This window comes from Streptomyces sp. NPDC058751 (assembly GCF_042746485.1).
GTDB lineage: Bacteria > Actinomycetota > Actinomycetes > Streptomycetales > Streptomycetaceae > Streptomyces.
The window spans coordinates 1-21333 of record NZ_JBHYPZ010000023.1 but is presented as its reverse complement, the minus strand read 5'-3'; the positions used below and the strand labels follow the sequence as shown (position 1 = coordinate 21333).

General features: G+C 72.6%; 16 protein-coding genes and 1 pseudogene. 9 read left to right on the top strand and 8 right to left on the bottom strand.

Annotation, left to right across the window (positions count from 1 at the left end; genetic code table 11):
• Positions 1–20: 20 nt before the first annotated feature.
• A complete protein-coding gene (locus tag ACFW6B_RS21635; RefSeq protein WP_386598111.1) occupies positions 21–848 on the bottom strand; it encodes a DeoR/GlpR family DNA-binding transcription regulator in 828 nt (275 codons plus the stop codon).
• Between the two features lie 278 nt (positions 849–1126).
• On the opposite strand from ACFW6B_RS21635, the gene ACFW6B_RS21630 reads away from it, so the two are divergent.
• Complete coding sequence (locus ACFW6B_RS21630) at positions 1127–3490, top strand: hypothetical protein (protein WP_386598110.1); 2364 nt, start codon at positions 1127–1129, stop codon at positions 3488–3490.
• Between the two features lie 53 nt (positions 3491–3543).
• Here the strand turns inward: ACFW6B_RS21630 and ACFW6B_RS21625 are convergent, their stop codons facing one another.
• The 4 genes from ACFW6B_RS21625 to ACFW6B_RS21610 form a co-directional block, all read right to left on the bottom strand.
• Complete coding sequence (locus ACFW6B_RS21625; protein ID WP_386598109.1) at positions 3544–5973, bottom strand: right-handed parallel beta-helix repeat-containing protein; 2430 nt, start codon at positions 5971–5973, stop codon at positions 3544–3546.
• A 171-nt stretch (positions 5974–6144) separates the two neighbouring features.
• Positions 6145–6750: a hypothetical protein gene (locus ACFW6B_RS21620; RefSeq protein WP_386598108.1), complete on the bottom strand. Its 606-nt coding sequence runs from the start codon at positions 6748–6750 to the stop codon at positions 6145–6147.
• 186 nt (positions 6751–6936) lie between these two features.
• Positions 6937–7761 carry an MOSC domain-containing protein gene (locus tag ACFW6B_RS21615; protein WP_386598107.1) on the bottom strand — a complete coding sequence of 275 codons (825 nt, stop codon included), beginning with the start codon at positions 7759–7761 and terminating at the stop codon, positions 6937–6939.
• Positions 7762–7805: 44 nt separating this feature from the next.
• On the bottom strand, positions 7806–8234 hold the full coding sequence (locus tag ACFW6B_RS21610) for a DUF6643 family protein (RefSeq protein ID WP_386598106.1): 429 nt from the start codon (positions 8232–8234) through the stop codon (positions 7806–7808).
• Positions 8235–8512: 278 nt separating this feature from the next.
• On the opposite strand from ACFW6B_RS21610, the gene ACFW6B_RS21605 reads away from it, so the two are divergent.
• On the top strand, positions 8513–9823 hold the full coding sequence (locus tag ACFW6B_RS21605) for a TerD family protein (protein WP_386598105.1): 1311 nt from the start codon (positions 8513–8515) through the stop codon (positions 9821–9823).
• A gap of 7 nt (positions 9824–9830) precedes the next feature.
• On the opposite strand, the gene ACFW6B_RS21600 is transcribed toward ACFW6B_RS21605, so the two are convergent.
• The gene (locus ACFW6B_RS21600; RefSeq protein WP_386598104.1) at positions 9831–11006 is read right to left on the bottom strand and encodes a glycosyltransferase; all 1176 of its coding nucleotides are present in this window, start codon (positions 11004–11006) and stop codon (positions 9831–9833) included.
• A 58-nt stretch (positions 11007–11064) separates the two neighbouring features.
• Between ACFW6B_RS21600 and ACFW6B_RS21595 the strand changes: the two genes are divergently transcribed.
• Together ACFW6B_RS21595 and ACFW6B_RS21590 are read left to right on the top strand one after the other, a co-directional pair.
• Positions 11065–11850, top strand: coding sequence for a glutamate racemase (locus tag ACFW6B_RS21595; protein ID WP_386598103.1), 786 nt, complete (start codon positions 11065–11067; stop codon positions 11848–11850).
• Between the two features lie 201 nt (positions 11851–12051).
• Positions 12052–12597, top strand: coding sequence for a hypothetical protein (locus ACFW6B_RS21590; protein ID WP_386598102.1), 546 nt, complete (start codon positions 12052–12054; stop codon positions 12595–12597).
• 30 nt (positions 12598–12627) lie between these two features.
• Here ACFW6B_RS21590 and ACFW6B_RS21585 read toward each other — a convergent pair whose 3' ends face one another.
• Positions 12628–13689 carry an O-antigen ligase family protein gene (locus ACFW6B_RS21585; RefSeq protein ID WP_386598100.1) on the bottom strand — a complete coding sequence of 354 codons (1062 nt, stop codon included), beginning with the start codon at positions 13687–13689 and terminating at the stop codon, positions 12628–12630.
• Between the two features lie 255 nt (positions 13690–13944).
• Between ACFW6B_RS21585 and lnt the strand changes: the two genes are divergently transcribed.
• From lnt to ACFW6B_RS21565, 4 genes are all read left to right on the top strand, one after another.
• Positions 13945–15558, top strand: a complete 1614-nt coding sequence (gene lnt / locus ACFW6B_RS21580) for an apolipoprotein N-acyltransferase (RefSeq protein WP_386598099.1) — start codon at positions 13945–13947, stop codon at positions 15556–15558.
• A 244-nt stretch (positions 15559–15802) separates the two neighbouring features.
• Positions 15803–16276 carry an NUDIX domain-containing protein gene (locus ACFW6B_RS21575; protein ID WP_386598098.1) on the top strand — a complete coding sequence of 158 codons (474 nt, stop codon included), beginning with the start codon at positions 15803–15805 and terminating at the stop codon, positions 16274–16276.
• 60 nt (positions 16277–16336) lie between these two features.
• Positions 16337–17137 carry a 3-hydroxybutyrate dehydrogenase gene (locus tag ACFW6B_RS21570; RefSeq protein ID WP_386598097.1) on the top strand — a complete coding sequence of 267 codons (801 nt, stop codon included), beginning with the start codon at positions 16337–16339 and terminating at the stop codon, positions 17135–17137.
• Positions 17138–17260: 123 nt separating this feature from the next.
• Positions 17261–19186: a helix-turn-helix domain-containing protein gene (locus ACFW6B_RS21565; protein WP_386598095.1), complete on the top strand. Its 1926-nt coding sequence runs from the start codon at positions 17261–17263 to the stop codon at positions 19184–19186.
• 49 nt (positions 19187–19235) lie between these two features.
• Here ACFW6B_RS21565 and ACFW6B_RS21560 read toward each other — a convergent pair whose 3' ends face one another.
• Positions 19236–20621, bottom strand: coding sequence for an MFS transporter (locus ACFW6B_RS21560; protein ID WP_386598094.1), 1386 nt, complete (start codon positions 20619–20621; stop codon positions 19236–19238).
• Positions 20622–20878: 257 nt separating this feature from the next.
• Between ACFW6B_RS21560 and ACFW6B_RS21555 the strand changes: the two are divergent.
• Positions 20879–21222: pseudogene (locus tag ACFW6B_RS21555) on the top strand (transposase family protein); the annotation flags it as partial.
• Positions 21223–21333: the final 111 nt, after the last annotated feature.

The following is a 21333-nucleotide window of genomic DNA, read 5'->3' as shown; positions in this document are numbered from 1 at the left end:
TCACCCTAGCCGGTGGGCCGTCAGATGTCTGTATCGTCCTCGGGCTCGCCGGCCACCACCAGGCGCAGGTGCTCCGAGATCTCCGCACGGGCCTCGGCGGACATGCCGCCGTCGGTCACCAGCGTGTCGACCTGGTCCAGCGCGGCGAACGAACTGAGGCCCACCGTGCCCCACTTGGTGTGGTCGGCCACCACCACGACCCGTCGCGCGGACTGCACGAGCCGCCGGTTGGTCTCCGCCTCCGCCAGGTTCGGCGTCGACAGCCCCGCCTCGGCCGATATCCCGTGCACACCGAGGAAGAGGACGTCGAAGTGCAGGGCCGCGATGGCCTGGTCGGCCACCGGCCCGACGAGCGAGTCGGACGGCGTGCGCACCCCACCGGTGAGGACCACGGTCGCGGCGCCCTGACGCTGGCCGGAGGTGCGCTGTGCCGAGTGGAACACGTCGGCCACGCGTACCGAGTTGGTGACCACCGTCAGGTCAGGGACGTCCACCAGATGCTGGGCCAGCGCGTACGTCGTCGTACCACCGGAGAGCGCGATGGCCGAGCCCGCCGCGACCAACTCGGCCGCCGTCCGCGCGATGTCCTCCTTGGCCGTCAGCTCCAGACCCGACTTGGCCTCGAAACCCGGCTCGTGCGTGCTCGCCTCCACCACCGGCACCGCGCCGCCGTGCACCTTCTCGACGACACCCTGACGGGCCAGCGCGTCGAGGTCGCGGCGGACCGTCATGTCGGAGACACCGAGCCTGCGCGTCAGCTCGTTCACGCGGACGCCACCGCGGCGACGTACCTCGTCGAGGATCAGAGCGCGGCGCTGCTCCGCGAGGAGGTTCTGATTCTCACTCACGACCGCTCCTCCTTTCGCCGCTGTCTGCCCGACACTCCGCCCGAACCCGCTCCCACGTGGACATTCTCCTTGCCCGAGGTCTGGAGGACGACCCATACTCGCACGGGACACCCTCGGTCGCGCCACTGCCCGTGCACCCGCTGTGCCCCTCCTGTGCCGCCGCGTTCACACGTATCGGGGAGATTTGGTGCCTCCGGGTGTGCACGGGGACCGGAGCGCGAGAGCCTTGTGTCCGCACATGACACCTGAGACACGCGTGGCACGGGGAAGTGCGGACAGTGGAACGTGCACGGGAGAACGCCGTCGACGGGGAGCCCGGCAGCCCCGGACGAGGGCCGGAAGCCGCCGGCAGAACCCTGGAACTCCTGGTCCACGGCGTCGGCGGCGCCACACCGGAGAAGATGCTGAACGATCCGCGGACGGTGCGGATCACCGGCGACGCCACGGCGGCCGTCTTCCGGCGCGCCGACGACACCGACGCGGAGGAACGCCCGGGCGGCCACCGGGGCGGGCCCGTGCGCGAGGCCTACGTGTGGTGCAACCTCACGTCCGGCAACGGCACCCGCGCCCTGTGGCTCCTCCTCCTGCCCTTCATGGTGGTCAACCTCGCGCACTGGATGCGCCCCGCCTCGCACGGTCACGGACGCGCGGTACGCCTGTACGGGCTGCTCGTCCGGCTCGTCGGACTCACGCTCACGGTGCTCCTGGTCGCCGCCGCCTGCGAGGTCGCCCTCGACCTGGCCGCCTGGCAGTGCGCGGGCACCCGTCCGTGCGTGCGCAACCACTCCTGGCTCGGATTCCTCTCCCCGGACCGGCCCGACGCCGGCTGGTGGAGCCAGCCGGGCCGCCGCCTCGCCCTGGCCGCGGCGGTGCCCGCCGCGCTCACCGCGCTCCTGTGGTACCTGTCCCACCGCACCTGGACCGCGTACGAGTCCGAGCAGCCGATGGTCCGCACGGCCGAGCCCGACGAGGACACCGACGGCACGGGTCTCGGCCGCCCCGGTTTCTGGTACGGGCGCCGCCTGGTCGCGCGGCTGCGCGCCGCGCACACCGCCGCGGGATTTCTGACCGTCGCCGTGGCCGTGGCCTCCCCGGCCGCCCGCCACGACCGCGCCCCGGGCGGGTCCGCCGTACTGGAGGCGCTGGGCGGGCTCCTGAACACAACGCTCGTGGCGGGCGGGGCCGTTGTGCTGTGGGTGGTCTGCCGCCGCGGCCGCAGCGAGAACCGGATCGACCGCGGACGCGACCGGGCGCTCGTGCGCCGACTGCCGCTGGGCTCGGCCGTCCTGCTCGCCCTCACCCTGGTGTACGCCGGATGGTCGCGGCCCCGCTGGCACTCGGCGGGGCGGCTGCCGGGCGACGCCACGTTCGGCGGCATCACCCTCGTACAGGGACTGCTCGTGATCGCGCTGTGCCTGGTCGCCCGCGTCCTCCACCGCACGGCTCCCGAGACCGGGGACGCCGGCCGGACAGCGGACGGCGCCCCCGGCCCGCGCACCGCGATGCGCGGCCTCGCGGGACCGGCCGTCGCCATGCTCGGCTGCGCGCTCGGCGGTGTGATGTCCGGAGGAGTGTCCCAGCGGGTCGCCGACTGGCTCGACGGCACCCGTCACTCGATCCCCGGCCCGCCCGTCCTGCTGACCTGGCAGGCTTCCGTGATCCCGCCGCTGCTCGTCGTCCTGCTCGCCCTCACCGGCCGGCTCGCCCGGAGCACCTGGCAGCGGCGCCGCCACGAGATGAGCGCCGTCGAGGGCGAGTACCCGGGCGAGCCCAGGAACCCGGCCCGTACCCGCCGCATCGCGAACACCCGCGCGATGGCCGCTCTCACCGACCGGGCGCCGCTCATGGTCGGTGCCCTGTCCTTCGTGACCCTGCTGCTCGGAGCCTGCGCCCTGGCCGGGGCGCTCGCTACCGGTGACACCCCGAGCGGGGCGGCGCGAGGGACGAACGGCTTCGTCCACGGCGCGGCCGAGACCGCGCAGGCACTGGGCTCCTGGCTGATCGGCCTCGGCTTCATCCTGTTCGTCACCTGGGGCCGGCGCGCCTACAAGGACCCGGCCGCCCGCCGCACCATCGGCATCCTCTGGGACGTCGGCACCTTCTGGCCGCGCGCCGCCCACCCCTTCGCACCGCCGTGCTACGCCGAGCGCGCGGTGCCCGACCTCACCTGGCGGATGGCCACCTGGACCCGGGCCACCGGCGGACGGCTCGTGCTCTCCGGACACTCCCAGGGCAGCGTGCTGGCGGCCGCCGCGGCCTGGCAGCTCGAACCGCCGGTACGGGGGAGGGTCGCGCTGCTCACCTACGGCTCACCGCTGGAGCGTCTGTACGGACGCTGGTTCCCGGCCCATTTCGGCCCCGCCGCGCTGGCCGCGCTGCACCGCGACGTCGCCTGCTGGCGCAATCTGTACCGTCCCACCGACCCGATCGGCGGACCCGTCCGGCTGTCCGGCGACTGCGGCCCCGAAGTCGACCGCGAGCCCCTGACGGACCCGCTCGCCTACGGACGCACCGGCCGGCAGCCGCTGCCCGCGCCGGTTCTCGGCCACTCCGACTACCAGGCGGACCCGGTCTTCGCCGAGGAGCGTGAACTCCTGCTGGAACGGCTGCTGCCCGGGGTACCGGGGCAGCGACCCGGCTAGTACCGCGGCACTGGAGCCTGGCGGACGGGACCCGGGATACGGGCCCAGGACGCTCAGGGCAGGGGCGGCAGGTCCTCCGCGTAGAGCAGGGTCAGGTCGTCCGTGCTCGGCTCCTCCAGCTTGGCGACCCGGCCCGCGTGCCGCTCCACCATCGCCTCGAACGTCTGCCGTGCCGTGCGGCCGTTGCCGAACGCGGGCCCTCTCGGGATCGAGGTGAAGTACTTCAGGACCGCCTCGGGCGCGCCCGGACCCAGCCGGTACTCGTGCTCCTCGGCCTGCTGCTCGACGATCCGCAGCAGCTCGGTGGGGAGGTAGTCGTGGAAGGTGATCGTCCGTGAGAAACGGGACGCCACCCCGGGGTTGACCGACAGGAACCGCTCCATCTCGGCGGTGTACCCCGCGACGATCACCACCACCGCCTCCCGGTGGTCCTCCATCAGCTTCACCAGCGTGTCGATGGCCTCGCGCCCGAAGTCGCGCCCCGAGTCCTCCGGCGACAGCGCGTAGGCCTCGTCGATGAACAGCACACCGCCGCGCGCCCGGTCGAACGCCTCCTGCGTACGGATCGCGGTCGATCCGATGTGCTCACCGACCAGGTCCACCCGGGACACCTCGACCAGGTGACCCCGCTCCAGCACGCCCAGCGAGGCCAGGATCTCGCCGTACAGCCGGGCGACGGTCGTCTTGCCGGTGCCGGGGGAGCCGGTGAAGACGAGGTGCCGCCGTGCGGACGCCGCCTTGAGCCCCGCCTGCTGCCGGCGGCGGCCCACCTCGATCATGTCGGTGAGGGCACGCACCTCGCGTTTGACGTTGTCCAGCCCGACCAGGGTGTCGAGTTCACCGAGGACGATCTTCGATTCGCGGGTCGGGGGAAGGGCCGCCGCGGCGGTGACGACCGGTTCCCGCTCGGTGCTGCGCTGACCGGGGATCGTCCCCAGCAGACTCACGGAGGAAGCCGAGGTCTCGACCGCCGCCTCGTGCGCCGGGGTGCGTAGCGAGGCGCTCTCGTCGCTCGCGCAGTCCTCGACGACCGGACCCGAGCCGGGGGCCGAGCCCTGGTCGGCGAACTCGTAGCCCCCGCGCGCGCACCGCTCCGTACGGCACTTGCGCAGGGTCGCCCGGCAGCCGTCGATCACGTGGAAGCCGTAGCCACCGCTGTCCGTCACCCGGCAGTTCAGGAAGCTGCCCCGGCCGTCCGCCGACACGTAGAAGCCCGCCTCGGCGGGCGAGGTGACCGCGCAGCGCTCGAAGGCCGGATCGGCGCCCTTGGTGACGATCACGCCGGTCTGTGTGCCGTCGATGACGCAGTTGGACAGATTGCCGCCGCTGCCGTGGTCGCGGAACCAGGCCCCGGTGGCGGCGTCCCGGACGCGGCAGTCGTCGAGCTGGGCGGTCGCGCCGTCGCTCACCGACACGGCGGTGTTGCGCACCTGGGAGATGTCGCAGTCGACGACGTCCGCGCGTGAACCCCGGTCGAGGACGAACAGCGCGTCCGGCACGTCGTGCACCCGGCACGACTCCAGTACGGCGGTCGCGCCGTCGCTCACCCACACCGCGGGGTAGTCGCCCGTGCTGTCGAAGATCTCGCACTGGTTGGCGTCCACGCGGGTGCCCGGGTCCCAGACCGACAGGCCGTTGCGCCCGAACTGCCGCACGCTCGTGCGGGTCAGGGTGAGCACCGAGCGCGAACGCAGGTCGACCGCGTTCTCCGGGATGTCGTGGATGCGGCAGTCGGCGAGCGTGAGCACGGCGTCGGTGTCGAGGGTGACGCCGTCGGCGGTCGTGCGGTGCACGTCGCAGTCGGTCAGGTGGGCCGTGGCCCGGGCGGTGATCTGCACCCCGGAGCCCTTGACCTCGTACACCTCGCAGCCCACCGCCTCCAGCGAGGAGTTCTCGCCGGTCGCCGACAGTCCCGGACCGGAGGTGTGGTGCACCCGGCAGCGCTCGAGGCGCGGGCGCGCGCCCCCGCGGACCACGACCCCCGACTGACCGGCGGCCACGACCTCGCACTCCTCGAACACCCCTCCGCCGCCGTCCAGTACGGCGATGCCGACGCCCGCCGGGTTGTCGACGGTGCAACGGCGCACGGTCGGCCGGGCGGCCCCGCGGACCTCCAGCGCGGCCGCGGAGCGCGTGACGATCCGTATGTCCAGCAGTTCCGGAGTGCCCTCCTCGACGAGCAGCGCGGGCGAGGCCGAGTCCTGGCCCTCCACGTGCAGGTCCTGGAGGACGGCCGAGGCGCGCACGGTCAACGCCACGCCGTCGACCGGCGCGATGCGTACGGAGCCGGGGGAACCCTCGGGGCCGCGCAGCGTCACCGCGCGCTCCACCACCAGGTTCTCCCGGTAGGTGCCGGGCGCGACGGTCAGCACGTCACCGTCGGCCGCGGCCTCCAGGGCGGCGGCCAGCGAAGCGTACTCACCCGTGCGGCGCCGCCACCGCGAGGTTCCGGTGTGCGTCACCTGGACCGTGCCCTGTGCCATGGCGCTGTTGTGCCCCCACCTCGTCGTACGCGGGTCCTGCGAGGTCGTGCTGATGCCTCGTCGGTCGGGACCCCGGCCCTGCCGGACAGCCTCTCACGACGGTGCCGAACGGTTCGGCCGGTCCACCGTAGCGTGCGCGGGGGCGGCCGGTTGACCGGAGCGGGAAGGCCGTCAGCTGCCGGTGTCCGCCTTGCCCCAGTCGGGGCCCGCCTCGGCCCAGGCCCGGTCCCATCGGACGTGACGCCGGCGGATCATGTGCCACAGGATCAACCGCCTTCCGCCTTCCAGGAGTCCGGCCGACAGCACCGCCGCGCCGAGACCGGCCAGGGCGGAGTGCGTGGTCGCGGTGGCACGGTCCAGCGGGCGGCCCATTATTCGGCCGCGCCGGTCCGTCCAGAGCGGGAACCGGTCCCCCGGGAGCGGCGACTTGAGGTCGGTGATCACCGTGCCGCGCCGCGGGGTGCCGTCGGGCGCGGTCCAGTCGGCCACGACACGGCTGTGCGCGATGCGGCCCGAGGTGGTCTCGGGGTCGGGGGACACCGGGCCCCGGGACAGCTTCCTGACGACGACGGCCGCCACATGGTGCCGGTCCTTGCGCTGGTCCCGTACGGCCTTCTGCAGCGTCCCCTGCACCGAGACCCCGACCGCCGCTCCGGCGAGGGGCGCGGCGAGCAGGACGAGCAGGAGCGTGGCCAGGGTCAGCCAGGCTTCCACGAGGTCTGTCGTACGGCGCAGCGGATTGCGCCGCCAGCGCCAGACACCGATGATCGCGCGCACCGTCCCGCACCCCCCTTCCGCCTCCGTGATTTCCAGCAGCGGAGCCGTTCAAGCGCGAGGTCCGGGACGAGAGGCCGACATCACCCTCCCCCAGGGCCTTTCATGAACATCTCCCGCAGACTCAACGATCCCGCCCGGCTCCGGGGTTCCCGGCGGCCCGGCTCTGGCGGGATGTCGCCGGGCGGGCTACGCGAGGACCGTGACCGGGTCGCCGACCCGTAGCGAGCCGCGGTTCTCGGGCACCAGGTTCTGTCCGAACATCAGCTTTCCGGCGAAGTGCCGGTGCCGGGCGAGGGTGCGCAGGGGCTCCTTGCCACGTCGCGCGGTGTCCTGGTCGGTCGTGGTGACGACGCAGCGGCCGCACATCTTGGTGACCCGGAAGGTGACCTCGCCGATGGCGATCCGCGACCAGTCGTCCTCGGCCCAGGCGCCGGTGCCGGAGACGACGACGTTCGGCCGGAAACGGCTCATCGGCAACGGACCCTCCTCGGCCCGGTCGCCTCGAGCGATCAAGGAGTTGAGTGCGTCCAGCGATCCGAGGGTGGTGACGAGCAGCGGATAGCCGTCCGTGAAGCTGACGGTCTCGCCCGGCAGCGCGAAGTCCGGGTCGACGGGCCGGCGGACGGCCGGATCGTCCATGTGGACGAGGCGCACGTCGGCGCCCACGTACGCGCTGCACCACTCGTGCGCGGCCGCGTCGGCGAGGACGGCTTCCACCTTGTCGCCGAAGATCTCCACTGTTGTCGTGCCGACGGGTTCGGGCACGGGAACCGTCACCGGCTCGAGGTTCCCGGCGGACAGACGGAGGCCGCCGCCGGAGAGTGCCTCGGCGGCGGCCAGCGCCAGACGCGGCTGCTCGCGTTGCGTGACGACCTTTCCCCCGTCGTCGATCAGGACCCAGCGTCGGTCTCCGGCCAGCCCCCAGGGCTCGACCTCGGCCTCCTGGAGCGACGTGCTCCGGAAGGCTTTGACCGGATGGACGTGAATCGAGTGCAGTACCGCGTTCCCCATGACCGCCATGGTGCCAGGCGGCACCGACAGTCCGGTCGGGCGTGTCAGTACCCGCGGTACTGCTGACCGTTGTAGGGGTCCTGGTACGGGGCGGGGGCGGGACGGGGAGCCGCGGGGCGCATCGCCTCGAAGCCCGTGCCGGCCGCCATCGGGCGGGGCTGCTGCGGCTGGGGAGCGGGATAGCCCCGGGGCGCGGCCGCCTGCTGGGGGATGTACGGCGCGGGGGCCTGCTGCAGCGGAGAGGGCTGCTGGGCCGGCTGGTAGCCGTACGAGGAGGAGGGGCCGGCCGGCAGCGCGGGGAGCGCGGACGGCAGTGCCGGGAGGTTGCTGCCCATGTTCGAGTCATAGGCGGAGGGGACCCGGATCGGGGCGATCTGAGGGGTACCCCGTTCGGCGACGAGGGAGTCGTAGATCGGGGTGTCCGGGAAGGCGGAGTAGTAACCGCCGCCATAGGTGGAGCGGGGGGAGGTCATGGCCATAAGTTAAGCCCACGATGTGCTGGTTGGGGAGACCGATAAGAGGGTTGTTTTCCGTGTCCGCGGTGACGCGGGATCCCCAATGCGAGCGAACTTGGCAAAAAAGGACGTTAAAGATGGTTGAGATCTTGTAAAGGCCGAGCCTCGGACGGGTTACCGGCGGTTGACCAGGATCTTCCTGCGTGACCCATGGGACTCCTCGGGCCTGGGGATTAGGTTTGGCGGGAACGGAGCCGGCGGTCCGTTCGGGACTCGCGCCGGCGCGGAGACACGTGATGGGGGCGTACATGTCAATGCCTAAGGGATCTAATGTTCCTGTCCCGACGAGCGCACTCAGGGTGGAATTGGGGTGGCGTTCGGGACAGGGGGTGCCCGACGTCGATGCGTCCGCCCTTCTGCTGGTGGCCGGAAAGGTCCGTTCGGACAGCGACTTCGTCTTCTACAACCAGCCGGCGCACTCCTCGGGCGCGGTGCGCCACGAGGGCAAGCGGAACGACGGCGGCCAGGTGACCGACGCGCTGGTCGTCGACCTCACGCGCGTGGAGCCCGTCGTCGAGACCGTGGTCCTGGCCGCCTCGGCGGACGGCGGTTCCTTCGGGCGCGTCCCCGGGCTGTGCGTCCGGGTGCTCGACACACGGCAGGGCACGGAGATCGCCCGCTTCGACAGCACCGACGCGACGGTGGAGACCGCCTTCGTGCTGGGCGAGTTCTACCGGCGCCAGGGAGCCTGGAAGTTCCGAGCCGTCGGACAGGGCTACGGAAGCGGCCTCGAAGGACTGGCCACCGACTACGGGATCACGGTGGACGAGCCGCAGCACACGGCGCCTCCCGCCGCCGCGCCGCAGGGGCCTGCCACCTTCGTACAGGGGCCCCCGCCCCCCGTGGCCCCGCCCGTCACCGTGCCGCGCCCCGCGGTCCCGCAGCCGCCCGCCGCGCCCCCGGCACCCGTCCGCCTCTCCAAGGTGACGCTGACCAAGGAGGCGCCCTCCGTATCGCTCTCCAAGCAGGGCGGTACGGGCGGTGCCATGCGCGTGAACCTCAACTGGGAAGTGCGCAAGCAGTTCTCGGGGTGGGGCAGCAAACGCGGCCGTGCCGTCGCCATGCACGCGGACCTCGACCTCGACCTGTGCGCCCTCTACGAGCTGTCCGACGGACGCAAGGGAGTCGTGCAGGCGCTCGGCAACGCCTTCGGGGCCCTGCACCAGCCGCCGTTCATCCACCTCGACGGTGACGACCGCACCGGCGCCGTGTCCAGTGGCGAGAACCTGACCATCAACCTCGACCACAAGCAGAGCTTCCGGCGCATCCTCATCTTCGTGACCATCTACGAGGGCGCGCGGTCCTTCGCCGATCTGCACGCCACGGTCACCCTCCAGCCCCAGAACGGCGCGCCCATCGACTTCTCGCTCGACGAGTGCACGGTGCCCTCCACCGTCTGCGCGCTCGCCCTCATCACCGGCAACGGCGCCGACATGGTCGTCCAGCGCGAGGCCCGCTACCTGATCCCCGCGCGCGGGGTGAGCCCGCAGCGCACCGTCGACCACGCCTACGGCTGGGGCATGAACTGGACGCCCGGCCGGAAGTGACCCGCCCTCAGCTCTCGTCGAGGGCGGTCCCGGGGCGCGTGTAGGTGCGGCCTTTCCAGGCCGCACCGCGCCCCCTGTAGTGCTGCACCGCGGAATCCACCGTCATCAGGAGGTAGAGGAACGCGGTGACCGGCAGCAGGGGAGCGAGCGCCAAAGGCTGCCCGTAGTAACGGAGCATCGGTACGTACGTCGCCGTCATCACCAGCCAGGCGAGCCCTCCGGCGGCCGCCGCCCACGCGTTCCCTGCGGCGAGGCCCGCCGCGAGGGCGGCCGGCGGCGCCAGGTACACCACGGCGAGCCCGGCGACCGTGCCGGCGAGCAGGAGCGGATTGTGCCGCAGCTGGGCGTACGCGCTGCGCGAGACCATGCGCCACAGATCACGCAGCAGTGGATAGGGGCGCACGCTGTCCACCCGCTCGGCCAGGCCCAGCCAGACGTGGCCGCCGCCCCGCTTGACGGCACGGGCGAGCGCCACGTCGTCGATGACGGCGTCCCTGATCGCGTCCGGGATCCGCGCCCGCTCGGCGGTGTCCGCGCGCAGCAGGACGCATCCGCCCGCCGCGGCCGCCGTCCGCGAGCCCTTCACGGCGATCCGGCGGAAGGGGTAGAGCTGCGCGAAGAAGTAGACGAAGGCGGGTACGACGAGCCGCTCCCACACGCTCTCGACCCGCAGCCGCGCCATCTGAGAGACGAGGTCGAAGCCACCGGTACGGGCCGCCGCCACCAGCAGCCGCAGGCTGTCCGGGGCGTGCGCGATGTCCGCGTCGGTCAGCAGGAGGAATTCGGGGTCCCGCGCGCGGGCGAGACCGATGCCGTGGCGCACGGCCCAGAGCTTGCCCGTCCAGCCCGCCGGCGGTTCTCCCGGAGAGCCGACGGTGAGCGGCAGCCCGCCGTGCCGGCGCGCCAGCCCACGGGCCAGCTCGCCCGTGCCGTCCGAGCTGCCGTCGTCCACCAGGAAGATCTCGGCCCGCCCCGGATAGTCCTGGGCCAGGAGCGAGGGAAGGCTCTCGGGCAGGACGGCGGCCTCGTCCCGGGCAGGCACCACCACACAGACGGAGGGCCAGTGGGACGGCTCACGGCAGGCGGGCAGCCGGACGTCCGTGCGCCAGAAGAAGCCCTGGCAGAGCAGCAGCCACAGCCACGCTGCCAGCGATCCGACGGCGATCCACACGAGGGCGCTCACCTGCCGCAGTCTGCCCCACCGAGGCCGGCCGTCAACACGGATCGTCTATGGTGACCGGGTGAAGATCGCGCTCATGGACTCCGGAATCGGACTGCTCGCTGCTGCCGCCGCGGTGCGTCGACTGCGGCCCGACGCCGATCTCGTCCTCTCCTCCGACCCCGGCAGCATGCCCTGGGGACCCCGCACACCGGAAGACGTCACCGCGCGTGCCCTCGCGGTCGCCGAGGCCGCCGCGCGGCACCGGCCCGACGCCCTGATCGTCGCCTGCAACACCGCGTCCGTACGCGCCCTGTCCGCCCTGCGCGCCCGCCTCGAACCGGAGGTGCCCGTCATCGGCACCGTCCCGGCCATCAAGCCCGCCGCCGCGGGAGGCGGACCTGTCGCGATCTGGGCCACCCCCCTCACCACGGGCAGCCCGTACCAGCGGGGACTGATCGAGGAGTTCGCCGCCGGAGTGGCGGTCACCGAGGTGGCCTGTCCCGGGCTGGCCGACGCCGTCGAGCACGCCGACCAGGCCGCCATCGACGCGGCGATCGCGGCCGCCGCCGCGCACACCCCCGAGGACGTGACGTCCGTCGTCCTGGGATGCACCCACTACGAGCTCGTCGCCGAGCGCATCCGCGCCGCCGTGCAGCGCCCCGGCCGCCCGCCGCTCGTCCTGCACGGTTCGGCCGGAGCGGTCGCCGCCCAGGCACTGCGCCGTATCGGCGGGCTTCCGGACCCCGAGGCCCCCGCCCGCTCCACGGTCACCGTCCTCCAGGGCGGCCGCGAGGGCGCGCTGCCCGCCACGGCGCTCACCTACGAGGAAGGCCGCCTCCTGTCGGCGGTCAGTCCCGCACGCTGAGCGACCGGGCCCGCCCCCGCCCAGGCGCCGTCCCGTTTGAAGACGCCCGGTCCGGGAGACCCGTGGAACGGACAGCGGTCACCCGCTCCACGGGCACGTCCGGTCACCACGGGAAACCCTCGGTGGAAACCTCGTCCACCCGGCCGAGTGACGCTCCGCGACCCGGTGCCCGCGCAGCGGAATCTGAGTACTCTCATGAACATGAGGGACCACCCCCACGGCGAAACCTCCCCGCACCCGGAGATCTGGACCGGACGCGCGAGGAACCGTGTCCAGTGGCTGCCCGCCATAGGCGGAGTGGCCTGTCTGGCTCTCGGGATCGACCTGGCCGTCACGTCCGGCTGGACCTCGGGAACGGCACCGCTGGTCATGTCCGTCGTCGGATGCATCGCCGCCGGACTGCTCATCCTCTTCGGCACGCTCGCGTTCGTCCACGTCGCCGTGAGAGTGGACGAGGACTGCCTCGAGGTGCGCTGCGGCCACATGGGGCTGCCGCGCCGCCGCATCCCGCTCTCCGCGGTCGTCGGCGCCGACTTCGCGCCCCAGGTCACCCCGCGCCATTGGGGCGGCTGGGGGTACCGCTGGCGGCCCGAGCAGGGAACCGCCGTCGTCGTCCGGCGGGGCGAGGGCGTGGTGCTGCGCCTGGGCGACGGCCATACGTTCACGATCACGGTGGACAACGCCGAAGCGGCGGTCCGCATCATCCGCGGCCGATTGCGCCGGGACTCGACCGGTACGGCGCGCTGACGGCCGGCCCGGGCGCCCCCCCGGCGTCCCTCATATGCCGAGGTGACCGTCAGAGCCGTGTGCCGAGGTGACCTCCGCAGTGCCGGGCCGGGCCCGGACGCCGTCCGGGTCCCCCGGGGCGAGCGGACGCGCGGTGGCGAACCCGGCCAGCAGCCCGGCGCCCGCGGTCACCGTCATGAAGCTCAGCGCGTTGCCGATCGACGCGATCGCGGCCACCGCCGTCAGGGCCGCGCCCGCCGTCAGCACGATCGGCGTGGCGCGCGGCGAGCGCAGAAGCGCGTACAGGACCCAGCAGAACGCCGCCACGAGCAGGATCACCCCGGTCAGTCCCTGCTCGGCGGCCTGCTGCAGGAGCGCGGAGTGGGGCTTGCCGTCGGGTACCGGTGACCGGGCGGCCGTGGGGCTGAGCGTCCCGTAGCGGCCGGGCCCGACCCCCAGCCCGGGATCGGCGAGGGTCATGCGCAGGGCGTCGTGCCAGAGCAGGACGCGGTGCTCGGTCAGCAGGCCCTCCAGGGAGGCCGTCGGTCCGTCCGGCAGCGCGTCGTCGCCGACCGCCCAGGTCGCCCCGGCCACCAGGGCCGCGGCGGCCGCGAGGCCCGCCAGCCCGAGGGCCCGGCGGCGCGCCCGGGCGGTGGCGAGCGAGCACAGCAGGACCCCGGCGCAGGTGACGACTCCGGTGGTGGACCCGAGGAGGGCCGCCGTCACCACGGTCCCGGCGGCCGGCAGGTACAGCGCGAGCCGCGGAACGGACGCGCGCGCGGCCCGGGCGGCGCAGCACGCGGCCCCGCAGGAGAGGGCGAGCAGGGCGGCAGTGGCGCCGGTGTGGCCGAGCTGGAGGCTGATCTGCGGGCCGGGCGTGGCGATCGCGAGGCCGAGTCCGGCGAGGGCGGCGGCACAGGGGGCGGCCACCGGCAGGAGCGCTCCCGAGATCCGTCCCGCGGCGTAGCCCGCCGTCACGGCGAGCAGCGCCAGCAGCATGCCCTCGGGCCGGCCGTCGTGCGCCGCGGCCGTGATCAGCGACCAGGCGGCGCAGGCCACGAGCACGAACACGCCCACGACGTCCGAAGGGCTGCGCCCTTCGCCCGTGGCCACGGCTTCGGCCGTGGGCGTAGTCCCCGCCGGACCCACCCCCGTCGCTTCCCGGCTCCGCGGGCCCCGGACGTCGTCGCGTGGTCGCACGTCAGAGGCTCGGCCACACCGTAACCGGTGGTGCGCCGCTTCGGGGGCCGGTTGTGCAGAAACGTTGCTGCAGGTCTGTGCCGAGGCACCCGTCGAACGGTGTCCAGCCCGTCGGGACCGAGCGGTCCGAGCTGTCCGCGCCCAGGTCAGGCGCCGTACACTCCCCGAGTGACCGCCACCGCAACCACCGTAGACGAGCCGGAACGGCTCGAACCCCAGGACGCGCCCGCCCCACGTGGGTCGGCCCTGGTGCGTCGCCTCGTTCCGGCCGCCGCCGCGGCGCTCTCCGGAGTGCTGCTGTACGTCAGCTTCCCGCCACGGACCCTGTGGTGGCTCGCCCTGCCGGCCTTCGCCGTCTTCGGCTGGGTCCTGCGCGACCGCTCCTGGAAGGCCGGGCTCGGCCTCGGCTACCTGTTCGGCCTCGGATTCCTGCTGCCGCTGCTGGTCTGGACCGGCGTCGAGGTCGGCTCGGGGCCCTGGCTCGCGCTCGTCGCGGTGGAGGCGGTCTACGTCGCGCTCGTCGGCGCGGGCATCACCTTCGTCTCCCGGCTGCCCGGATGGCCGCTGTGGGCGGCGGCCCTCTGGATAGCCGCGGAGGCGGCACGCGCGCGTGCGCCCTTCGGCGGCTTCCCCTGGGGGAAGATCGCGTTCGGGCAGGCCGACGGAGTCTTCCTGCCGCTCGCCGCGGTCGGTGGCACCCCGGTACTCGGCTTCGCCGTCGTGCTCTGCGGCTTCGGGCTCTGCGAAACCGTCCGCCTCGCCGTCGAGCGGCGCGGCACCGGCGTCCTGCGCCGCGGTGCGGCCGTCGTGGCACTGCTCAGCGTCGCCGTCCCCGTCCTCGGGGCGCTCGCCGCGCGGATGCTCGTCAGCGACAAGGCCGAGGACGGCACGGCGACGGTCGCGGTCATCCAGGGCAACGTCCCGCGCGCGGGACTCGACTTCAACGCACAGCGGCGCGCCGTGCTGGATCACCACGTGCGGGAGACCGAACGCCTGGCCGCCGCGGTCAAGGCGGGCAAGGCCGCCAAGCCCGACCTGGTGCTGTGGCCGGAGAACTCCTCCGACATCGACCCGTTCTCCAACTCCGACGCGAGCATCGTGATCGACCAAGCGGCCAAGGCGATCGGGGCCCCCGTCTCCGTCGGCGCGGTCGTCGAGCGGGACGGCAAGCTCTACAACGAGCAGATCCTGTGGGACCCGGACAAGGGCCCGGTGGACACGTACGACAAACGGCAGGTCCAGCCGTTCGGCGAGTACCTCCCGCTGCGCCCGCTGCTCGGAGCCATCAACAAGGACTGGACGAGCATGGTCCGCCAGGACTTCAGCCGCGGCACCGAGCCGGGTGTGTTCACGATGAACGGCACCGGCGTCGGCCTTGTCACCTGCTACGAGGCCGCGTTCGACTGGGCCGTGCGCAGCACCGTCACCGACGGCGCGCAGATCATCTCGGTGCCCAGCAACAACGCGACCTTCGACCGCAGCGAGATGACCTACCAGCAGCTCGCCATGTCCCGCATCCGCGCCGTCGAGCACAGCCGCACGGTCACGGTGCCCGTGACGAGCGGTGTCAGCGCCGTGATCATGCCCGACGGCAGGATCACCCAGAAGACCGGGATGTTCGTCGCCGACTCGCTGGTCCAGAAGGTTCCGCTGCGTTCCTCCGAGACCCCGGCCACCAGGCTCGGCCTCGTCCCCGAGATCGTCCTGGTGCTCGTCGCGGCGGGCGGCCTCGGCTGGGCCGCCGCGACGGCGGTCCGCTCGCGACGGAACACCGCCGTCTAGGACCTGTCCGGTCGATCACGGTGGAGGAAACCGACAGTTCCTGGCTGATGCCGGCGAGTGGGGTGTGGTGCGTGCGGCTGCAAGGCGGAGGAGGGAGGCGACGCGGAGCGTCGTCGACCGACGACAACGCCGCAGACGTGCGTGCCACACCCCACGTCTCCGCCGTGATCGCCCGGACAGGTCCTAGTACCGCGGAGCCCGCGCGCGAGGGGAGAGCCGTCGTCTCGCGGATAGGGTCGGGGCCATGCCTACTCCCGACTTCATCCGCGAGATCCGGGCCTTCGCGGGCCACCAGCTCCTCTGGCTCCCCGGGGTCACCACCGTGGTCTTCGACGACGAGGGCCGGGTACTGCTCGGCCAGCGTTCCGACAACCACAGGTGGGCGCTCATCTCCGGCATCCCGGAGCCGGGCGAGCAGCCTGCGGCCTGCGCGGTCCGCGAGGTGTACGAGGAGACGGCCGTGCACGTCGAGGTCGAGCGCGTCGTGATGGTCCGGGCCGGGGGACAGGTCACCTTCGCCAACGGCGACGTCTGCCAGTTCATGGACACCACGCTCCGGTGCCGTGCGGTCGGCGGTGAAGCCCGCGTCAACGACGACGAGTCGCTCCAGGTAGGCTGGTTCGCCGTGGACGCCCTGCCGAAGCTGGACGACTACGCGCTCGTCCGGATCAAGCAGGCGCTGCTCGATGAACCCACATGGTTTGAGCCCATGTCCTGAGAGCGAAGTGTGTGTGCTGAGCACATCGGTCGGGGTCTGGGCGCTGCCTAGGGTCGAGGCATGACCGCGCCCAGCCCCCTCCCGGGCCCCCACGCCTTCCCCCTCGACCTCGGCGGCCGCACCGCCCTCGTCACCGGAGCAGCGAGCGGCATCGGCCGCGCCTGCGCGCTGCGGCTCGCCGCCGCCGGAGCCAAGGTGAGAGCGGTCGACCGGGACGCCGAAGGCCTGGAGACCCTGGCAGGGCAGTCCCACGGACTGGCCGGGGCGGTCGAACCGCACGTCCTCGACCTCACCGACCTCGACGCGGCGGAACAGGCCGCGGCCGGCACCGACGTCCTCGTGAACAACGCGGGACTGCAGATGGTCCGCCCCATCGAGGAATTCCCGCCCGACGTCTTCCACACGGTGCTGACGGTGATGCTGGAGGCGCCGTTCCGGCTCATCCGAGGTGCCCTGCCGCACATGTACGGACAGGGCTGGGGCCGCATCGTGAACGTCTCCTCGGTCCACGGGTTGCGCGCCTCGGCGTTCAAATCGGCGTACGTCGCCGCGAAGCACGGACTCGAGGGACTGTCGAAGACGGCGGCCCTCGAAGGCGCGCCCCACGGAGTCACCTCGAACTGTGTGAACCCCGCCTATGTGCGCACCGCACTCGTCGAGAAACAACTGGCCGATCAGGCGAGCGCGCACGGCATTCCCCCGGAACGCGTCCTGACCGAGGTCCTGCTGCGGGACAGCGCGGTCAAGCGCCTCATCGAGCCCGAGGAGGTCGCGGAGGCGGTGGTCTATCTCTGCGGTCCGCACGCGGCCTTCATGACCGGGACGTCCCTCGCACTGGACGGGGGCTGGACCGCGCACTGAGCCGGAGCCCGACCCTCCCCGAACCGTGCCGCTCCCGAGTTGTCCACAGGGCCGGGGCACCGCCCCGCGGACAGTTGTCCACAGGGCCGGGAGGCCGCCGCACGGATACGCGATCCTGTTGCCATGTCCCGCGATCACCTGCCATCAGCCGAGCGCTCCGCCGACAGCGTGGAAGCGCCGTTCCTGGAACTCCTGGCCCGAGGCGCGACCGCCGACGCCTACGAGCAGCCGGTGCTGCTCGCCCGCGCCGAAGGTCTGCCCGACGGGCGCGTCGCCGCGCTCGAACAGGCCAAACTGCTCGCGCTGCGGGTGCGCGCGGAGATAGAGGGACGGCGCCGCCGCGAGGCCGAGCTCTCCGCGCTCTTCGAGACCGCGCACGACCTCGCGGGCCTGCGCGACCTCGACGCCGTGCTGCGGGCGATCGTGCAGCGCGCCCGGTCGCTGCTGGGCACGGACATCGCCTACCTCAGCCTGAACGACACGACCAGGGGCGACACCTACATGCGGGTCACCGAGGGTTCGGTCGCCGCCCGCTTCCAGCAGCTCAGGCTCGGCATGGGAGAGGGCCTGGGCGGACTCGTCGCACAGACCGCCCGCCCGTACGTCACCGACGACTACTTCAAGGACGAACGCTTCCAGCACACCCGGACCATCGACGCGGGCGTGCAGGACGAGGGGCTCGTCGCGATCCTCGGCGTGCCGCTGATGATCGGCCCCCAGGTCATCGGCGTGCTGTTCGCGGCGGACCGCAGGACACGGATCTTCGAGCGCGAACAGATCGCCCTCCTCGGCTCCTTCGCGGCCCTGGCCGCGGCGGCCATCGACACGGCGAACGCGCTGACGGAGACACGCTCCGCCCTGGACCGCCTGGGCCGGGCCAACGAGATCATCCGGGACCGCAGCGCGGTGATCGAGCGCGCCTCGGACGTCCACGACCGGCTGGCCGAGCTCGTGCTCCGCGGCGGGGGAGTCCACGACGTCGCCGCCGCGGTGTCCGAAGTCCTGGACGGCACCGTCGAGTTCACGGAACCCGGCGGCACACCGGCCATGGCCGTGGAAGCGGCCCGCGCAGGCGGCCACGCCGTGCGGCACGGCGGTGACTGGATCGCCGCGGTGGCGGCGGGAGGTGAACTGCTCGGCGCGCTGGCGCTGCGCGGGCATCCGGGCCTCGACCCCGTCGACCAGCGCACCCTGGAGCGCGCCGCGATGGTCACCTCACTGCTCCTGCTCGCCAGACGCTCGGCCTCCGAGGCCGAACAGCGGGTACGCGGCGAGCTGCTCGACGACCTGCTCGACGCCCGGGACCGCGATCCCGGGCTGTTGCGGGAACGGGCGGCGCGGCTGCACGCCGATCTGGACGGACCCCATGTGGTGCTCGCGGCCCGGCTCGAGGACCTGGCCGCCGACGCCGGCCAGGAGGCGGGCGCGCGCAGACGGCTGTGGGCGGCCGCGTCCCATCTCGCCGCCACCCGCCACGGACTGGCCGCCGCCCGCGACGGCGGCACCGTCCTGCTGCTCCCGCTCGGGCCCGGCGACACGGCGACGACACTGGCCCGTCGCACGGCCGACGAGCTGGGAACCGCCGTTCAGGAGGCGGTGACCGTGGGTGCCTCCGCGCCTCTCGACCGGCTCGCCGCGCACCCCGAAGCGGTGGCCGCGGCCTACACGGAGGGGCAGCGCTGCCTGGAAGCGCTGCGCCTGCTCGGCCGGGCCGGTGACGGCGCGGCCGCGGAGGACTTCGGCTTCCTCGGACTGCTGCTGGCCGGGGACCGGGACATCTCAGGGTTCGTCGGCCGGACGATCGGCGCGGTCGTCGGCTACGACGAACGGCGCGGCACCGACCTGCTGCGCACCCTCGACGCGTACTTCGCCAGCGGTATGAGCCCGGCCCGCACGAAGGACGTCCTGCATGTGCATGTGAACACCGTGGCGCAGCGGCTGGAGCGGGTGGGGCGTCTGCTCGGGGACGACTGGCAGAGCCCGGCCCGCGTACTGGAGATCCAACTCGCTCTGAGACTGCACCGGTTGTCGTCGGCCGGACAGCACTGATCCCCGCACACGGCATCGCGTACGGGGATCGGTGGGTGCGGGCCCGCGGTCAGGCCGTACGGGCGTCCGCCGGCGCGGCCGGAGCCGGCCGGCCGTCGGCCACGGCGTCGATGGCGGACAGGTCGCGGTCGCGGGTCTCCTTGGCGAGGCCCACGGCGATCAGGGTCAGCAGGACCGACCCGATCACGTACAGGGAGACGGGAGCGGAACTGTCGTAGGAGGAGAGCAGCGCCGTCGCGATGAGAGGTGCGGGCGCTCCCGCGGCCACGGAGGCGAACTGGGCCCCGATGGAGGCACCCGAGTAGCGCATCCGGGTCGCGAACATCTCGGAGAAGAAGGCGGCCTGGGGCGCGTACATGGCGCCGTGCAGGACCAGGCCGACGGTGACGGCGAGGATCAGGTTCGCGAAGCCTCCGGTGTCGACGAGGGAGAAGAACGGGAACATCCAGAGGCCGACACCCGCGGCACCGAGCAGGTAGACGGGGCGGCGGCCGATGCGGTCGGAGAGGGCGCCCCAGGCCGGGATGACGGCGAAGTGCACGGCCGAGGCGATGAGGACGGCGTTGAGCGCGGTCTGCCGGGAGACACCGGCGGAGGTGGTGGCGTACACGAGGATGAAGGCGGTGATCACGTAGTAGCTGATGTTCTCGGCCATGCGGGCGCCCATCGCGACGAGCACGTCACGCCAGTGGTGGCGCAGGACGGAGACCAGAGGAAGCTTCTCCGGCTCCTCCGCTCCGGCCGCCTTGCGGGCCTCGGACCGTGCCAGCGCCTGCTTGAACACGGGCGATTCGTCGACGGACAGACGTATCCACAGACCGACGACGACCAGGACGCCGGAGAGGAGGAACGGGATGCGCCAGCCCCAGGAGAGGAAGGTGCCGTCCGACTGCGTGGCGGTGAGCAGGGACAGGACGCCCGTCGCCAGGAGCTGGCCCGCGGGAGCCCCGGTCTGCGGCCATGACGCCCAGAACCCCCGCCGCCCGGCGTCGCCGTGCTCGGACACCAGTAGGACGGCACCGCCCCATTCGCCTCCCAGCGCGAAGCCCTGCACCAGACGCAGCACGGTGAGCAGGACCGGGGCCGCCACACCGACGGTGGTGTGCGTGGGCAGCAGCCCGATCGCGAATGTCGCCCCGCCCATCAGCAGCAGACTCAGCACCAGCAGCCGCTTGCGGCCGAGCCGGTCGCCGTAGTGCCCGAAGACGAGCGCGCCCAGCGGCCGGGCCGCGAACCCGACCGCGTACGTCAGGAAGGACAGCAGCGTGCCGACGAGCGGCTCGGAGTCGGGGAAGAACAGCTTGTTGAAGACCAGGGCGGCGGCCGAGCCGTAGAGGAAGAAGTCGTACCACTCGATGGTGGTGCCGATGAGGCTGGCGGCGACGATGCGCTTGAGGTTGCCGGGTGTCGGGGGAGCGGATGCTGCGGAGGCCATGTGCGCCACTTCCTCGTGTGCGGTGGGGACGGGTACGTGTCGGCACACCGTAGGAACAGGCAGTTCAGGCGCACATATGGCGGGACAACATAGTTCCGAGGTCTGCTGTGCGTGCGGCCACCATGCTGACCTGTACCAGCTCGCGTAAGAGTGGTTCAGGGGTTCGAAGGTGGCCGAAACGAGTGACGCCCGGGACGCGCAGTTCGGGACGGCTTGACGGCGCGGTGCTGACTCCCGTGCTGGTCTGCTGGTGGTTCGGACGTCTGCTGTGGGCCTCGGCGGCGCTGCCCGGCCCGACTCACGATCTGACGGCCGCCCGCACCACGGGATCATCGACGCGTTCACCATTGCAGAGCTGAAGTGCTGGGCGGACAAGGCATGTCAGGGGGCCGGCGGCCCCATTCGAGTCCCGTTCCGGGGCCGCCGCCTCAAGCGGTGGAAGCGGCGCCACAACACCACCCACGCCAAGATCCGCTGCGTCGGCGAGCAGGCCATGGCCATCCTGAAAGGCTGGCGTCGGCTCCGCAAGCTCCGCTGCAGCACCACCCGGATCACCGACATCGTGAAGGCCGTCCTCGTCCTTCACCACGCATCAACATGAGGTTGGAAGAGGCTCACTAGGGCGTGTATCGAAAGTGGATCTTGGGCTGTGAATGATCACGGCTCATGGGTCGGGGAGATCTCACGGACGAGCAGTGGGCGGTGCTGGAGC

What these genes read in the sequence shown, in the direction of transcription:
- ACFW6B_RS21610 (WP_386598106.1), bottom strand. Translation starts at nt 8,234, where the DNA reads ATGACCTCCCCCCGCTCCACCTATGGCGGCGGTTACTACTCCGCCTTC.
- ACFW6B_RS21615 (WP_386598107.1), bottom strand. Translation starts at nt 7,761, where the DNA reads ATGGGGAACGCGGTACTGCACTCGATTCACGTCCATCCGGTCAAAGCC.
- ACFW6B_RS21605 (WP_386598105.1), top strand. Translation starts at nt 8,513, where the DNA reads ATGGGGGCGTACATGTCAATGCCTAAGGGATCTAATGTTCCTGTCCCG.
- ACFW6B_RS21590 (WP_386598102.1), top strand. Translation starts at nt 12,052, where the DNA reads ATGAGGGACCACCCCCACGGCGAAACCTCCCCGCACCCGGAGATCTGG.
- ACFW6B_RS21560 (WP_386598094.1), bottom strand. Translation starts at nt 20,621, where the DNA reads ATGGCCTCCGCAGCATCCGCTCCCCCGACACCCGGCAACCTCAAGCGC.
- ACFW6B_RS21570 (WP_386598097.1), top strand. Translation starts at nt 16,337, where the DNA reads ATGACCGCGCCCAGCCCCCTCCCGGGCCCCCACGCCTTCCCCCTCGAC.
- ACFW6B_RS21625 (WP_386598109.1), bottom strand. Translation starts at nt 5,973, where the DNA reads ATGGCACAGGGCACGGTCCAGGTGACGCACACCGGAACCTCGCGGTGG.
- ACFW6B_RS21565 (WP_386598095.1), top strand. Translation starts at nt 17,261, where the DNA reads ATGTCCCGCGATCACCTGCCATCAGCCGAGCGCTCCGCCGACAGCGTG.
- ACFW6B_RS21575 (WP_386598098.1), top strand. Translation starts at nt 15,803, where the DNA reads ATGCCTACTCCCGACTTCATCCGCGAGATCCGGGCCTTCGCGGGCCAC.